The organism is Streptomyces sp. NPDC048353, from assembly GCF_055587165.1.
Window position 1 is genome coordinate 957,445 of sequence record NZ_JBVJGU010000003.1, and the last position, 14,245, is coordinate 971,689.

General features: G+C 73.2%; 15 protein-coding genes. 7 read left to right on the forward strand and 8 right to left on the reverse strand.

Going from position 1 to position 14,245, the window contains the following annotated elements:
• Positions 1–60 precede the first annotated feature (60 nt).
• On the forward strand, positions 61–1,227 hold the full coding sequence (locus tag ACZ6RC_RS14560) for an FAD-dependent oxidoreductase (protein ID WP_469582494.1): 1,167 nt from the start codon (positions 61–63) through the stop codon (positions 1,225–1,227).
• Positions 1,228–1,240: 13 nt separating this feature from the next.
• On the forward strand, positions 1,241–3,946 hold the full coding sequence (locus tag ACZ6RC_RS14565) for an ATP-binding protein (protein ID WP_469582496.1): 2,706 nt from the start codon (positions 1,241–1,243) through the stop codon (positions 3,944–3,946).
• A gap of 35 nt (positions 3,947–3,981) precedes the next feature.
• Here ACZ6RC_RS14565 and ACZ6RC_RS14570 read toward each other — a convergent pair whose 3' ends face one another.
• A complete protein-coding gene (locus ACZ6RC_RS14570; RefSeq protein WP_453612082.1) occupies positions 3,982–4,947 on the reverse strand; it encodes a DUF1444 domain-containing protein in 966 nt (321 codons plus the stop codon).
• A 170-nt stretch (positions 4,948–5,117) separates the two neighbouring features.
• Entirely contained in the window at positions 5,118–5,753 is a 636-nt protein-coding gene (locus ACZ6RC_RS14575; protein ID WP_469582499.1) for a nucleoside/nucleotide kinase family protein, read from the reverse strand.
• Between the two features lie 47 nt (positions 5,754–5,800).
• On the opposite strand from ACZ6RC_RS14575, the gene ACZ6RC_RS14580 reads away from it, so the two are divergent.
• Positions 5,801–6,193, forward strand: a complete 393-nt coding sequence (locus ACZ6RC_RS14580; RefSeq protein ID WP_391141797.1) for a VOC family protein — start codon at positions 5,801–5,803, stop codon at positions 6,191–6,193.
• A gap of 29 nt (positions 6,194–6,222) precedes the next feature.
• On the opposite strand, the gene ACZ6RC_RS14585 is transcribed toward ACZ6RC_RS14580, so the two are convergent.
• Entirely contained in the window at positions 6,223–6,669 is a 447-nt protein-coding gene (locus tag ACZ6RC_RS14585; RefSeq protein WP_469582502.1) for an ATP-binding protein, read from the reverse strand.
• Between the two features lie 147 nt (positions 6,670–6,816).
• Here ACZ6RC_RS14585 and ACZ6RC_RS14590 point away from each other — a divergent pair, with 147 nt between their 5' ends.
• Together ACZ6RC_RS14590 and ACZ6RC_RS14595 are read left to right on the forward strand one after the other, a co-directional pair.
• Positions 6,817–7,650, forward strand: coding sequence for a helix-turn-helix domain-containing protein (locus ACZ6RC_RS14590; protein ID WP_469582505.1), 834 nt, complete (start codon positions 6,817–6,819; stop codon positions 7,648–7,650).
• The gene (locus ACZ6RC_RS14595; RefSeq protein ID WP_469582508.1) at positions 7,647–7,952 is read left to right on the forward strand and encodes a DUF397 domain-containing protein; all 306 of its coding nucleotides are present in this window, start codon (positions 7,647–7,649) and stop codon (positions 7,950–7,952) included. Before ACZ6RC_RS14590 ends, ACZ6RC_RS14595 begins: the two co-directional genes overlap by 4 nt.
• A gap of 16 nt (positions 7,953–7,968) precedes the next feature.
• Here the strand turns inward: ACZ6RC_RS14595 and ACZ6RC_RS14600 are convergent, their stop codons facing one another.
• Entirely contained in the window at positions 7,969–9,375 is a 1,407-nt protein-coding gene (locus ACZ6RC_RS14600) for a TerD family protein (RefSeq protein WP_469582511.1), read from the reverse strand.
• Positions 9,376–9,479: 104 nt separating this feature from the next.
• On the opposite strand from ACZ6RC_RS14600, the gene ACZ6RC_RS14605 reads away from it, so the two are divergent.
• Positions 9,480–9,920 carry a hypothetical protein gene (locus ACZ6RC_RS14605; protein WP_469582513.1) on the forward strand — a complete coding sequence of 147 codons (441 nt, stop codon included), beginning with the start codon at positions 9,480–9,482 and terminating at the stop codon, positions 9,918–9,920.
• Between the two features lie 25 nt (positions 9,921–9,945).
• Entirely contained in the window at positions 9,946–10,827 is an 882-nt protein-coding gene (locus ACZ6RC_RS14610; RefSeq protein ID WP_453612097.1) for a hypothetical protein, read from the forward strand.
• A gap of 17 nt (positions 10,828–10,844) precedes the next feature.
• On the opposite strand, the gene msrB is transcribed toward ACZ6RC_RS14610, so the two are convergent.
• From msrB to ACZ6RC_RS14630, 4 genes are all read right to left on the reverse strand, one after another.
• Positions 10,845–11,258, reverse strand: a complete 414-nt coding sequence (msrB, locus tag ACZ6RC_RS14615; RefSeq protein ID WP_453612099.1) for a peptide-methionine (R)-S-oxide reductase MsrB — start codon at positions 11,256–11,258, stop codon at positions 10,845–10,847.
• Positions 11,259–11,274: 16 nt separating this feature from the next.
• Complete coding sequence (gene murC / locus ACZ6RC_RS14620; protein ID WP_469582517.1) at positions 11,275–12,684, reverse strand: UDP-N-acetylmuramate--L-alanine ligase; 1,410 nt, start codon at positions 12,682–12,684, stop codon at positions 11,275–11,277.
• A gap of 183 nt (positions 12,685–12,867) precedes the next feature.
• Positions 12,868–13,362, reverse strand: coding sequence for an indole-3-glycerol phosphate synthase (locus ACZ6RC_RS14625; protein ID WP_469582521.1), 495 nt, complete (start codon positions 13,360–13,362; stop codon positions 12,868–12,870).
• 106 nt (positions 13,363–13,468) lie between these two features.
• Positions 13,469–14,242 carry a pyrimidine reductase family protein gene (locus ACZ6RC_RS14630; protein WP_391141776.1) on the reverse strand — a complete coding sequence of 258 codons (774 nt, stop codon included), beginning with the start codon at positions 14,240–14,242 and terminating at the stop codon, positions 13,469–13,471.
• Positions 14,243–14,245: the final 3 nt, after the last annotated feature.

Genomic DNA, 14,245 nt, shown 5'->3' on the forward strand with positions numbered 1-14,245 from the left:
ACATCTGTAGTGTTACGGTGAAACCGACTCTACACCTGTAGAGCCGAGAGGGGAAAGGCAATGAATCGTCGACGAGCGATCGTGGTGGGCGCCGGCATCGGCGGACTGACCACGGCGCTGGCCCTCCACAGGAAGGGCTGGGACGTCCTGGTCCTGGAGCGCGCGCCCGCACAGCCGGCGACCGGCGCGGGCATCGTCCTCGCTCCGAACGCCCTCCGCGCGCTGCGCGCCATCGGCTTCGACCCCGCGGCCGCGGCCGGCAGTGCGGTGCCGGCGGCCATGGGCATGCGCAAACCCAACGGCTCCTGGTTGCGCCGGGCGGACACGGACGCGCTGACCGCCCGCTACGGATCACCTCCGCTGGCCGTGCACCGTGCCGCGCTGGTGGCCGGACTCGCCGACGAACTCCCCCCGGGAGCGCTGCTGTACGGCACGGCGGTCACCGAGGTGCGTGCGACGGCGTCCGGCCTCCCCTGCGTCGTGACCGACGCGGGAGAAGTCGTCGCCGACGTCGTCATCGCCGCCGACGGCATCCACAGCTCCCTGCGCAAGCGGTACTTCCCGCACCATGCCGGTCTCCACTACAGTGGAGAGACCGCCTGGCGGTCCGTCGTCTCCGGCGAGGGCCTGCCCGGCCTCACCACCTCGGAGACCTGGGGCCGGGGCGAGCGCTTCGGCATCGTTCCCCTCGCGGACGGCCGTGTGTACGTCTTCGCGACGGCCTTCCTGCCGGAGGGCACCCGGCCCGCCGAACCCCTCGGCTTCCTGTGGGACAGGTTCCACGCGTGGCACAGCCCCATCCCCGAACTCCTGCGGCGCGTCGACGGCGAACGCCTGCTGCAGCACGACCTGTACGACCTCGCGGAGCCGCTCCCGCGACTCCACCACGGGCGCCTCGCCTGGATCGGCGACGCGGCGCACGCCATGACGCCCAACCTCGGCCAGGGCGGGTGCCAGGCGATCGAGGACGCGGTGGCGGTCGGTCGCCGACTCGACGAGGCCGGCGCCGACGGGGTCGAGGAGGCGCTGGTCGCGTACTCTGCCGATCGGCTCGCGCGGACGAACGACATCCGGCTCCGCTCCCGGCGGGCCGGCGTCGTGGCCGGCCTGCGGAACCCCGTCGCGGCAGCCGCCCGCGACCTGGCCCTCCGCCTCGTGCCGACCGGTGTCTCCCTGCGGGCACTGGACGATCTGTACGTCGAGGTGCCCGCCTGCGCACCCGGATGACCGGGGGTTCGGCGTGGAGCCACGTATCCGGGACCGTGACCAGGAGATCGCGGTTCTCGAAGCGGCCGTGCGGTCCGCCGCCTCGGGTGAGGGACGGTTCCTCCTCCTGCACGGGCCCGCGGGCATCGGGAAGTCGCGTCTCCTGGGCGAGGGCCGGGAGAGGGGCCGGGCGCGAGGCCTGCGCGTCCTGTCCGGCCGCGCTTCGCGGTGGGAGCAGGAGAACGGCTTCGGCCTCGCCGGGCAGATCGTCGGCCGCGTGGTTCCCACCGGCGAGCGTCACGACGCGTCCTTCCCCGCGCTCGACAGGCTCCACCAGGCGGTCGTGGAGAGGTGCGAGCGGTCCCCCCTGCTCCTCGCGGTGGACGACCTGCAGTGGGCGGACGAGGCGTCGCTGCGGTTTCTCGCCTATCTGCTGCCCCGGATGCGGTCTCTTCCCCTCCTGGTGATCGCCGGGGCCCGGCCGCCGACGGACGCTTCATCAGGTTCATCCGGAGCGTTCGTCGATCAACTCGCCGCCGACGACGGTGTCACGCTGTTGCGGCCGCGGCCGCTGAGCGCGGCGTCCTCCCTGGGGCTGGCCGACGAGATCACCGGCACCCCTCTCCCCGGCGGACTCGCGGACTCCGTCCACCGCCTGTCCGGCGGCAACCCCCTCCTCGTCCGCGAACTGGCCAGGACCCTGCTCCATCAGCAGATCGACCCCTCCGTCGCGGACGCGGACGCGCTCGCCGCGATCGCCGTGGACGTCCTGGGCGGACACCTTCGCAGCCTGCTCGGAGCGATGCACGAGGACGCGGCGGAGCTGGCCCGGGCGATGGCGACGCTGGGGGAAGGCGCCGCGCTGCACGAGGCGGCTTCGCTGGCCCACCAGTCCGGCGAGGTGGCGACGCGTCAGCTCTCCGCCCTGCGTGCCGCCGGAATCCTGCGGGACGACGGCTCGCTCGGCTTCGCGCACCCCCTCGCCGTACCCGCCCTCCGAGACGTGACGGGGGCCGCCCGGCTCACCACGTTGCACGGCACGGCCGCGGAGATCCTGCACCGGTGCCACGCGGAGAACGACCGCGTCGCGTCCCACCTGGTCCGCTCCTTCCCTCTCGGCGCGCAGTGGGCGGCAGGAGCGCTGGAGAACGCGGCCCGGGACGCCGTGCACGAGGGGAAACCCGCCGCGGCCCTCGCGTTCGCCACCCGGAGGCTCCAGGAGCCCTTCGCCACGCCGGACGACCGGGTGCGGGCGCTCGCCCTCGCGGGCGAGATCGCGCAACTGGTGGACCACCGCACCGCGGTCACGTATCTGCGGGCGGCCCTCGACGAAACCGGCTGCGCCGGGTGCGAAGCCGCCCTCTCCTCCCTGCTGGGGCGCTCCCTCTTCGCGCTGGGCCGGCCGGCCGAGGCGCTGACCCCGGAGACCTCGGACTCGACACTGGTCAACTTCTCTCGTCCGGCGCCCCGGTCACCCCGCCCGACGGGCGGATGCCGCCACGTGTCCGCCCGCCCCCGCACAGCGGGAGACCAGGCCAAGAACACCTTCCTCGTCCACGCCTGGCATACCGGAATCAGTCAGGACGCCACCGCGTCGGCGTGCGCGGCGGCCGTGTCCGAAGCGCTCGACACCGGAATGCTGCTGGACGCGTCCACGACCCCGGAAGCCGTGGCGGACGCGTGCTGGGTACTCGCCGCCGCCGACGACAGGCGCGCCGAGACGCTCCTGGACGAGCGCATGGACCGGGAACGGCGCCAAGGGTCCGATACGGGCATGGCCGTCCTGCAGACGGTCCGGTCGCTCACCCTGCTCCGTCGAGGGGCGCTGGCCGAGGCGGAGGAGTGCCTGCGGGCGGCCATGGAGCGGATCGACGCCTCGCACGCGGAGGTCCTGCGTCCCCTCGCGGCGGCCTTCCTGGCCGAGTGCCTGCGGGAGCAGGGCCGGTGGGAAGAGGCGCGGTCGGCGCTCGACCGGGTCCACACCGCCGGGCCTCGGCACCGCGCTGGACAGGAGAACTGGCTGATGGTGAGCCGGGCCGAGCTCCTCCTCGCGGAGGGCGAGGGGCGGCGAGGATCCGAACTCCTGCGCGCGTGTGGGGCCCGCGCCTCCACCCGGGGCTGGACGAACCCCGCGTTCCTGTCCTGGCGAGCACCTCTGGCCCAGGCGCTGCACACCTTGGGGCGCACCCCTGAGGCACGGGCCCTGGCCTTCGAGGAAGTGGCTCTCGCCTCCCACTGGGGCGGCCCCCGCTCCCTCGGCCGCGCCCAGCGCGTCGCCGGCACCCTGGTCGCCGGAGACGAAGGGTTCGGGCTGCTGCAGGACGCCGTCGCCACCCTCGGCGGGTCCTCGGCGTGCCTCGAATACGCCAAGGCGCTGACCGCCCTGGGGTGTTGTCTCGGCGAGCGGTCGTCGCTTCCCGAGGCGTCCACGGCGATGTCCCGGGCGCTGGACATCGCCCTCACCTGCCACGCCAGGACGCTCGCCGACCGGATCCGGCACGAGCTGGGGAGGATCGCGGCCCGCGCGGGCTCGGCACCGCCCACGGGTCTCGCGGCGCTCACCCCGAGCGAGCGGAGGGTCGCCGAACTCGCCGGCCGGGGAAGCATCAATCGCGAGATCGCCGCGGCTCTCTTCATCGCCCCCAAGACGGTGGAAGTGCACCTGACGAACATCTACCGAAAGCTGGCGGTGCGGAACCGCGGGGAGATGGCCCGGAAGTTGCGGCCCGAACGCGGGTGACGACGGCGCGGCCGGGCTCACGGGGCACGGACCGCTCAGCGCCTGTCCTTGTCCGGCCCCTGCGCGATGAGTCGTTCGAGCAGCTCCTGGAAGTCGTCGCCGACGACGATGCGCAGGTCGCCGTCCTCTGCGTCCCGCTCGCTGAGCTGGGTGAGGGTGCCGTCGCGCCACCAGAAGACGTACGGGCTGATGGAGCCCGGGGTGTCCTCGTAGCCGGAGGCGGCGAAGGAGGCCATCGCGCCGAGCGCGGCGACGATGGTGGTGTCGCGGATGGGGTGGAAGGCGAGCTGGTGCCGGAACGGCAGCGCGACCAGCGCCCCGTGCTCGGTCAGCGGGCGGCCGGTGACGCGGCGGACGACGGCGTCCAGGTCGAGGACCCGGCTCGCGGTGTAGAAGGAGTCGCCGAGCACGACCTCGAAGCACATGCCGTCGGCGTCCCGGACCGTCTCGTGCCCCTCGACCGGAAGGTCGCGCAGGTTGTCCAGCGCCCGGTCACGGAGCCGCCGGACGTCGCCGAGGGGTTCCAGGGCCTCGTCGGTGAGCAGCATGACGCTCTCCGGCAGGTCGAGGGCGAGGATCTCGTACAGTCCCGGCGCGACGGTCCTGGCGTAGCCGAAGGCCCCCGGGTCGATGCCGTCGCCGCTGACCACCCGGGGGTAGAGCTGGGCGCGGATCTGCTCGGGCGGGAGGGTGTCGAGGGCGGAGGGCCCGTCCATGGTGCGCAGGACGAGGCGGACGTGGCGACGGACGAGCTCCGGCCAGACGCGCGGCCCCCGCCGGTCGTTGTGGCAGACCGCCGCCAGGTTGCCGAGGCCGAACTGCCGGCCGCTGTCGTCGCTCACCAGGTCGGCGTAGACGGTGACTTCGAGTCCGAGTTCGGCGAACGCCTCGCGGACCTGGCCGCGGAAGAGCGTGCCCTCGCGTGCGGAGAAGTAGGAGAACTCGGGGTCCCTCGGGGCGTCCTCGCCGTCCCGCCGGGGTCCTCGCCGGAACAAACCCACGTGCGCCGCCTTCCGTTGCCCTGCGGTCCGTGCCGTCCTGATCAGCCTAGAGGGTGGTGTGTGGATCAGGAGGGCTTGCGACGGGCCGCTTCCGGCCCGACTCGGCGGCTCACCGCACGGGTTCGGCGCACCGCCGCCGACCGGGGCACCGGGGCACGGACCCGGGCCCCTCAGGCCGGCCGCACCACGAGGTGCGCCCGGTCGCGCCCCCGCGCCACGAGCCGGGCGTTGGCCTCGTCGGATTCCCGCACCCACCGTTCGGCCTCGGCCGGTTCCTTGCCGAACCGGACGTGGCGCCGGATCAGCCGGGACACCCGGCTCCCGTCGTCCGGCTCAAGGAACCACGCCTCGTCGAGGAGCGGCAGGACCGCCGCCCACGGCCCCTCGTCGTGCAGGAGGTAGTTCCCCTCCGTGATGACGAGCGGTACGTCGGGGGCGACCGGGATCGCGCCGGCGACGGGCTCCTCCAGCGAGCGGTCGAAGGCGGGGGCGTAGACGACGGTGCCGGGCTCCGGGGCGCGCAGCCGGGCCAGCAGCGCGGCGTACCCGGCGGCGTCGAACGTGTCCGGCGCCCCCTTGCGCCCCGCCCGCCCCAGCCGGGTCAGCTCGGCCTGGGCCAGGTGGAAGCCGTCCATGGGCACCAGCGCGGCGAGCCCGTCGAGTCCGGCGACCAGCTCCTCGGCGAGGGTGGACTTGCCGGCGCCCGGGGCTCCGGAGAGGCCCAGGATCCTCCGGCGGCCGGGGACGGCGAGGCGCCGGGCACGGGCGGTGAGGTCGGCGAGCTGCTGAGCGTCCATGCCGGGCATTGTCGCACCGGCTGGCGAGCCATGAGTCATACGTATAACGTAGAAGTATGTCCTCCCTCGCCCTCGTCACCCTGCTCGTCCGCGACTACGACGAAGCGCTCGCCTTCTACACCGAGGCGCTCGGCTTCGACCTCGTCGAGGACACCGACCGCGGGAACGGCAAGCGCTGGATCGTCGTGCGCCCGGCGGGCGGCCCCGCCGGTACGGGCCTGCTGCTGGCCCGCGCGGCGGACGACGGCCAGGCCGCCCGGGTGGGCGACCAGACCGGCGGCCGGGTCGGCTTCTTCCTGCACACCGACGACTTCGCGCGCGACCTCGCCCGGATGACGGCGGCGGGCGTGCGCTTCCTGGAGGAGCCACGCCACGAGCCGTACGGCTCCGTCGCCGTCTTCGAGGACCTGTACGGCAACCGCTGGGACCTCCTCCAGCCCGCCTCCTGAGGCCGGCCCCCGCACCCGGCGGCTCGGCGTCAGCCGAGGTCGAGTTCGGCGCGGACCGTCTTGCCGACCGGGACACGGTCCAGGACCTCCCAGCGCGAGGCCAGCGCCTCCACGATCAGCAGCCCCCGCCCGGACTCGTCCAGCGGCACCGGCCCGGCGAGGCCCCCGGGCTCCGGCGGCTTGCGCTCCGTCCGCGTGTCCGACACGTCGACGCGGAGCAGCCGCCCGGCCGTGTACGCGAGCGTCAGCTCGAAGTCCCGCCCCGGCACCCGCCCGTGCGTGACCGCGTTGGCGGCCAGCTCGGCGACGAGGAGCGCGGCCGTGTCGGACGCGGTCGTGCCGTGGGGAACGCCCCAGCGGTCGAGCTGGTGCAGGGCGAGGTGCCGGGCGAGCCGGGCGCCGCGCGGGGTGGAGCTGAAGCGCTGGGTGAACACACGTACGGTGACGGGTTCTTCGCGGGTCACGGGGGACGTCATGTGATCAATGTGGCCAGGTCAGGGCCGTGTTGCCAGGTCAGCCACCCGTACGCTGAGTGAGCGTACGGGTTCGGAGGGTGGACAGTACCGGTAACCGCGCGTGAGCATGGGTGGGTTGACGTGTGGGGCGCGGGAGGTGGGTGCGGAATGACGGACGGGATTCCGGGCGGCGGAGAGCCGGAGACGTCGGACAGCCTGAAGACGTTCGGGGAGGTGGTCAAGACCTTCCGCAAACGGGCGCGGCTGACCCAGGAGGAGTTCGCCCCCCGGGTGCGGTACTCGGTTCCGACGGTGGCCTCGATCGAACAGGGGCGCCGGTTTCCGCGCCAGGACTTCGTGGAGCGGGCGGAGGAGGTGCTGGACGCGTTCGGGGTGATCCGGGCGGCGGCGAGGCATCTGGCACGGCAGCCGGGGATCGCGAGTTGGTTCCGCCAGTGGGCGAAGCTGGAGGCGGAGGCGCTGACGCTGTACACGTACGAGAACCGGCTGGTGCCGGGGCTGTTGCAGACGGCGCCGTACGCGCGGACGCTGTTCGAGGAGCGGCTTCCTCCGCTGGGCGACGACGAGATCGAGGCGCAGCTCGCGGCTCGGATCGAGCGGAAGCGGCTGCTCACGGAGCGGCCCAACACGGCGTACAGCTTCATCGTGGAGGAGCACGTGCTGCGTCGCATGACGGGCGGGCCCGAGGTCATGCGTGAGCAGATCGACCACATCCTCGACCTCTGTCAGAGGCGCAATATCGAGTTCCAGATCATGCCGAGGGCCCGCGGCCATCACGCGGGACTCGCGGGTCCTATGCAACTCCTCGAGACGCCGGAGAACCGCTGGTTCGCCTACTGCGAGGGACAGCGCGGCGGGCAGTTCATCGCCGACCCGAAAGAGGTCGGCATCCTGCAACAGCGGTATGCCAGGATGCGCTCACAGGCTCTTACCCTGGAAGACTCCCTGAGCCTGTTGCGGCAGATGCGAGGAGCGGTATGAGCACCCCAGAACTGGCCTGGTTCAAGAGCAGTTACAGCAGCAGCGGCGATGGTGACTGTGTCGAGGTAGCCCTCTCCTGGCACAAGTCCAGCTACAGCAGCGGCGGAAGTGGCGACTGCGTCGAGGTTGCCACTTCCTGGCACAAGTCCAGCTACAGCAGCGGATCCGGCGACGACTGCGTCGAGGTCGCCGCCTGCCCCACCACCGTCCACGTCCGGGATTCCAAGAACCCCCAGGGCCCCCGGCTCGCCCTCGCCCCCGCCGCGTGGGCCGCGTTCGTCGAGCACGCGACCCACGCCTGATCCCCGGGGCGGGAGGTCAGCGCCTGCCCCGCCGCGGGCGGCCCTGCGCGTGGCGGATGTCGGTGACCTGCCCGGAACCGTCCCCCGCGAAGGGCCGGCTGCGCGGCTCAAGGTGCTTCAGCTGCGCCCGCCACGGGCCGTCCGCCATCTCCAGCTGGACGAGGACCGGGCCCTCCGGCAGGGGTACCGTCTCGCGCCGCTTGCCGATCTCGTTGACGACGTTCTCACCGTTGGGCAGGGCGGTGGAGTCGTGGTGCCCCGCCAGTTCGAAGAGGTAGACGATGAGGTTGTCGTCACCCCGGTAGCGCAGGACGAGATCGGCCGTCCCTCCCGTGTGCAGCAGGACGTCAGGGCCTCGGCTCTCCAACTGCTGCTCCGACAGGTGCGCGGCCGCCGCCAGCGGCAATACGCGCAGCTCCCAGGGCCCGTCGGCCCTCAGCCGCAGCCGTAGGCGGCCGCTGTCGGGGACGTGGGCCAGCACGCGGCCCCGGTAGTCCTCCTCGGTGCTGTTGACGAGGTTGTCGCCCTCCTTGTTGAACCGGGTGAGGGGCCACAGGCCCGTGTACCCGTCCCCGCGGACGGCGAGATCGACGATGACCGGCCCCGGCGGCAGCGCGTCCACCGTGATCACGTCGTTGTCCCGGCCGGTCTGCGCGTACGGCTCGAAGACGGCGCCGTACGTCCACGTGGTCGGCGCGGGAGCCGGGGCCGGCACGGCGGCGGGAGCCGGTACGGGAGGTGGACCCGGGACCTGGAAGGGAACCGCGGGCGGGACCGGCGCCTGCGCCGGGGCGTGGACCGGAGGCGGGACCTGAGCCTGGACCGGAACCGGAGCCTGGAACGGCGGCGGCGCCGGAAGCGGAACCTGGAACGGAACCGCCGACGGCACGGGCGGCGGCGGGGCAGGTGCCTGGGCCGGAACGGGGGCCGGGGCGGTGTCCGCCACGTCGACGCCGTGGTCCGTGGCCAGGCCGGCGAGCCCTTGGACGTAGCCCTGCCCCACGGCACGGAACTTCCAGCCGCCCGCCCGCCGGTACAGCTCCGCCAGCACCATCGCGGTCTCCCCGCCCGCGTCGGACACGTCGTACCGCGCGACCGACGTGCCGTCCGGCGCGTACGCCTCCACCGACAGCCCGTGCACGTCCCGCATCGCGCCGCCCTCCGTCGATCCGACGACGAGGACACGGGCGATGTCCCCCTCCACGGCCGTGAGGCCGGTCTCCAGCCATATCGTGCCGCTCTCCTCCCCGAGCAGCCGCACGGCGCCGGACGGATGGACCGGCGCGCCGTGGAAGACGACGTCCCCGTCGCCCCTGACCCGGCCCCGCTCGGTGAGCAGCAGCGCCATGACGTCCACCCCGCTCCGCACGGCGATGCGCAGCGGCACCGACGGCACGAAGGCGTTGGCCCCCTTGATCATCATTTCCCCTCCCCAGGACGATCTCTGATGGATCATCGGGAATCCTCGGCCCTCCCCCGCCCCGCGGGCAAGCGCCCCTCGGCGCCTCCTCCGCACGTCGATCTAGGATGGCCACCGGCACGACCGAACTGCTGGATCCGCGGGGGGAGAACGACATGGAAGCCGAGCTGGTGGCGCTGGCCTCTTCGGGGGCGACGACGTTGGTCGCACTGATGGTGACGGACGGCTGGGAGCGTGCGCGGGAACGGTTCGGCAGCCTGCTCCGGAGGTCGAGCGCCGCGGCCGAGGCGGAGTTGGACGCCTCGCGCGCCCGGGTCCTCGCCGATCCCGGCGGCGCGCACGAGAGCGCCAGGCAGCAGTGGCGGACGGAACTCCGGGCGGTGCTCGCGGAGCACCCGGAGTCCGTCGGCGAACTCCGGGCGATCCTGGGGGAGTTCCCGCAGGAGGGCGAGAAGGCCCCGGTGCGCACCGAGATCCACGGCGGGGAGTTCCACGGGCCCATGCACCTGGGCAGCGGCACCCAGATCAACAACTTCGGCCCGCGCTAGGCAGTGCCGGACCGGGCTCGCGCGCATGCCGTCCGAAGAGCGGAGGCCCGCCGTCAGCGTCCACGGCGGGCAGTTCCACGGCCCCCTGCACCTGGGCGCCGGCCCCCAGATCAACGTCCACCACACCCCGCGCCGCCCGCTGACCACGACCGTGGTCGTCGTCGCCGTACTGGCCGTGACGGCCGGGCTGTTCTGGTTCGGCCGTCAGCTGTACACGTCCAGCCCGGGCTACCGCATGGCGGCCGAGGAACGGCTCCTCACGGAACTCGTCCCCGGGCGGGGCTACTACCGGATCCAGCAGGCCCTCGGCACCGAGCCGGACCATTCCGTCGCTCTCCCCTCGGGGAACCGGCTGCACCAGTACGAGCGCGAGTGGGAGACCGTCCAGGTGGTCGAGGGCGCGTCCGGAACGGCGCTCTCGGTGGGGGTGTACACGAAGGATCCGGAATTCCGCCCGGCGCTGGTCCTGGGCGGCCGCGACCTGCGGCTCAACGCGACCACGGTGGCGGAGGCCGTCTCCCCCTTCCTGCCCGCCGCGGCCCTCGGGTACTGCGGCGCGCACAAGGGCGGCTATCTGGAGGGGTACTACCCGATGCCGAACGCGTACGGCACCCGCAACGTCGTCGTCGGCGTGAGCAACGCGCAGAGCGCGGCCATCGACACGTCCCGTGTCTGCGCGGCGCTGGCGGCCGCGCCGTGCGCCATCCCGGAGTCGAAGTACGACAACGTGCTGTCGGCGGCCTACGCCGAGTGCCTTCTGCGGTCACGGGACTTCCGGACCGCGCGAGAGGGCATCACCGTGACCGCGCTCGTCCACACGGCCCCGGGCGCGGCCGTCGTCCCCGACATGCTCCATCCGCCCGACGTGGTGGCCGGCGGCGCCCTGTCGGGCGGGGCCGCCGGCTGACGCGTACCGGCGGGGGCTCAGCCGGCGTCGGACTCCGCGGTCAGGCGCAGGGAGATGGAGTTGATGCAGTAGCGCTGGTCCGTCGGGGTCGGGTAACCCTCGCCCTCGAAGACGTGGCCCAGGTGGGAGCCGCAGCGGGAGCAGCGGACCTCGGTGCGGAGCATGCCGTGGGAGCGGTCCTCGATCAGCTCGACGGCGTCGGAGTCCTTAGGGTCGTAGAAGGACGGCCAGCCGCAGTGCGACGCGAACTTCTCCGTCGAGGTGAACAGCTCCGCACCGCAGGCGCGGCAGGAGTAGACGCCCTTGGTCGTGGTGTCGGTGTACTCGCCCCGGAAGGCCGGCTCGGTGCCCGCCTGGCGGAGCACCTGGTACTCCGCCGGGGTCAGCTCCGCGCGCCACTGCTCGTCCGGCTTCTCGACGTCGTACGACATCGGCTCACTCCCTCTGTTACTTCGCCAGGTGGGCGAGGATCAGCGGGCCCAGGTCCGTCACGTCGCCCGCGCCCATGGTCAGAACGAGATCACCGGGCTTCGCCATTCCCGCGATCGCCTCGGGGACGGCGCCCTTGTCGTGGACGGCCGTGACGTCGGCGCCGGCGGCGCGGGCCGCGGCGATGATCAGCTCGCTGGTGACGCCCGGGATGGGGTCCTCGCGGGCCGGGTAGATGTCGAGGACGACCGAGGCGTCGGCGAGGGCGAGGGCGTCGCCCATCTCCGTGCCCAGCTCCTGGGTGCGGGAGAAGAGGTGCGGCTGGAAGACGACCAGCAGGCGGGCGGCCCCGGCGGCGCCGCGCATGGCCTCCAGGTCGGCGGTCATCTCGGTGGGGTGGTGGGCGTACGAGTCGATGACCTGCACGCCGGCCGCCTCGCCCTTGAGCTGGAGGCGACGGCCGACCCCCGTGTAGGCGGTGAGTGCCTGGGCCAGCTCGGCCGGGTCGATGCCGACGCGGGCGCCGGCGGCGAGGGCCGCGGCGGCGTTGTGGGCGTAGTGGCGGCCCGGGACGGAGACGGTGAAGGTGTGCGTGACGCCGTCCATGACGACGACGACCTCGCTGGTCATGCCGTTCGGGACGATCGAGCGGATCCACACGTCGGAGGTCTCGGACTCGCCGACGGTGACCACGTGCAGGTCCCGGTTGCCGGAGACCCGCGCGGCCAGCTCGCGGGCGCCGGGGTGCTCGCCGACGACCAGGGTGCCGCCGGGGCGGATCTTGGCGGTGAAGGCCTGGAAGGACTCGTAGATCTCGTCCATGGAGGCGTAGTTCGCGTGGTGGTCCAGCTCGACGTTGAGGACGATGGCGACCTCGGGGTCGTACTTCTGGAAGCTGCGGTCGCTCTCGTCGGCCTCGGCGACGAAGACCGCGCCGGCGCCGTGGCGGGCGTTGGTGCCGGGCCCGGCGAGGTCGCCGCCGATGGCGTACGACGGGTCGAGGCCCAGCTCGGTCAGGGCGACGGCCAGCATGGAGGTGGTCGTCGTCTTGCCGTGCGTCCCGGCGACGGCGACGGCGCGCAGGCCGTCCATGAGGGAGGCGAGCGCGTCGGAGCGGTGGACGACCGGGATGCCAAGCTCGGCGGCGCGGACCAGCTCCGGGTTGTCGGCGCGGATGGCGCTGGAGACGACGACGGCGGAGGAGTCGTCGGCGAGGTGGGCGGCGGCGTGCCCGATGTGCACGGTGACGCCGAGGGCGCGCAGCGCCTCTGCGGTCGCGGACTCCTTGGAGTCGCTGCCGGCGACCTTCGCGCCGCGCTGGGCGAGGATCTTCGCGATGCCCGACATTCCGGCACCGCCGATGCCGATGAAGTGCGGCCGCTCCATGGTGGCAGGGACGACGGCGGCGGCAGGGATGGCGGATGCCATGCGGATCTCTCCCCGGAGTGCGGCGTACAGGAGGTCCCAGCCTAGTGGCTCCCGGCCCGCCCTCCGGGCGCCCCATGCGGCGGGCGGGGACCCGGGAGCGGGCTGCCGGGGGCGGGAGGCGGCGCGGGCGGGCTTGCGTGCGGGAGGGGCGGGCCCCACCGGGCGCCCCTCCCCCGCGCCCGCCTACTCCTTCCCGGGCTCCTGCGGCTCCTCGCTGTGCGCGAACAGCTTCAGGACCGGGACGCCCACCTTGTGGCGGGCCCGGGACGCCCAGTCGCGGTGGAAGAACTCCTCCACGTAGTGCGGCGCGGTCAGGACGATCACCTCGTCGGCCCCGGACTCGTCGACCACGGTCTTCATCCTGTCGAGCGGATGGTCCTCGACGACCTGGCCGACGGCGCCGCAGCCGGCGTCGCGGAGGGCCTGGAGGGAGTGCTCCAGGGCCGCCTCCGCCGGGCGTCTGGCCTCCTTGCCCTCCGGTTCCTCGCCCTCCCGGGTCGCTTCCTTCAGCTCGCCCATCGCGACGTCGTCGATGGCACGCAGCAGGACATCGGCCTGGTCACCGCGCGGCTGCATCAGCACGATGAAGGAGACATGCTCGTCGCCGTGCAGGGTGGTGACGAACTCCACGTCGACCGACGTCAGGGGCTTCTCGATCATCAAAACGCTTGTGAACACCTCAGGAGCCCTTCTGCGGAAACCATCCTTCCCCGTGCCCACACGGGGTCTGCGAGAGTAAGTGTGCCCAGCGGACGCTAACCGGAACGGCAAATTCCGCTCCATGTCAGATCCGACGGTAGCGGGTGAAAAGGAACCCGGCCTCCTCCAGGACCGACGCCATGGCGAAGCGCTTCGGCACGGCCACCGGGGGCCCTCCGGCGATCCGCTGGGCGTCCCCCGCCGTCATCGTCGGGGAGACCGTCAGACACAGCTCGTCGAGGACGCCGGCCGCCACGAACTGGCCGAGCAGCCGCGGGCCGCCCTCGGTCAGCTGCCGCCGCAGGCCCCGCTCGGCCAGCGCGGCCACGGCTCGCGCCGGGTCCACCCCGGGACCGTCCCCCGCGACCACCACCTCCGCGCCCGCCTTCCCGGCCTCGCTCACCCGCCCGGGGTCCGCCGCCGCCCCGGTCAGGACGAGGGTCGGAACCAGCGGGCCGGTGAAGAGCGGGAGCGAGAAGTCCAGGTCCAGGGAGGCGCTGACCACCGCGATCACCGGCGCGGGGCCCTGCCCGGCGGCGGCCCGGCGGCCCGCGAAGGCCTCCCGCGCCCGGGCGGGGCGGTACCCCTCCAGCCGTACCGTCTCCGCCCCCACGACGATCACGTCCGCGAGGCCCCGGAGGGTGCCGAAGATCCGCATGTCGGTGTCGGAGGAGAGCGGCTGGGAGCGGCCGTCGTGCTGTCCGGCGCCGTCGAGGGAGGAGACCATGTTGGCGCGCAGCCACGCGCCGTCACCCTCCGGATACGGGTAGGCGTCGGCCAGCTCGTCGAGGGACCACTCCCGGTCCCCGGCCGCCGCATCGGCTGCTGTCATGTCCGTCACAGGGAACAGGCGTCGCATCCC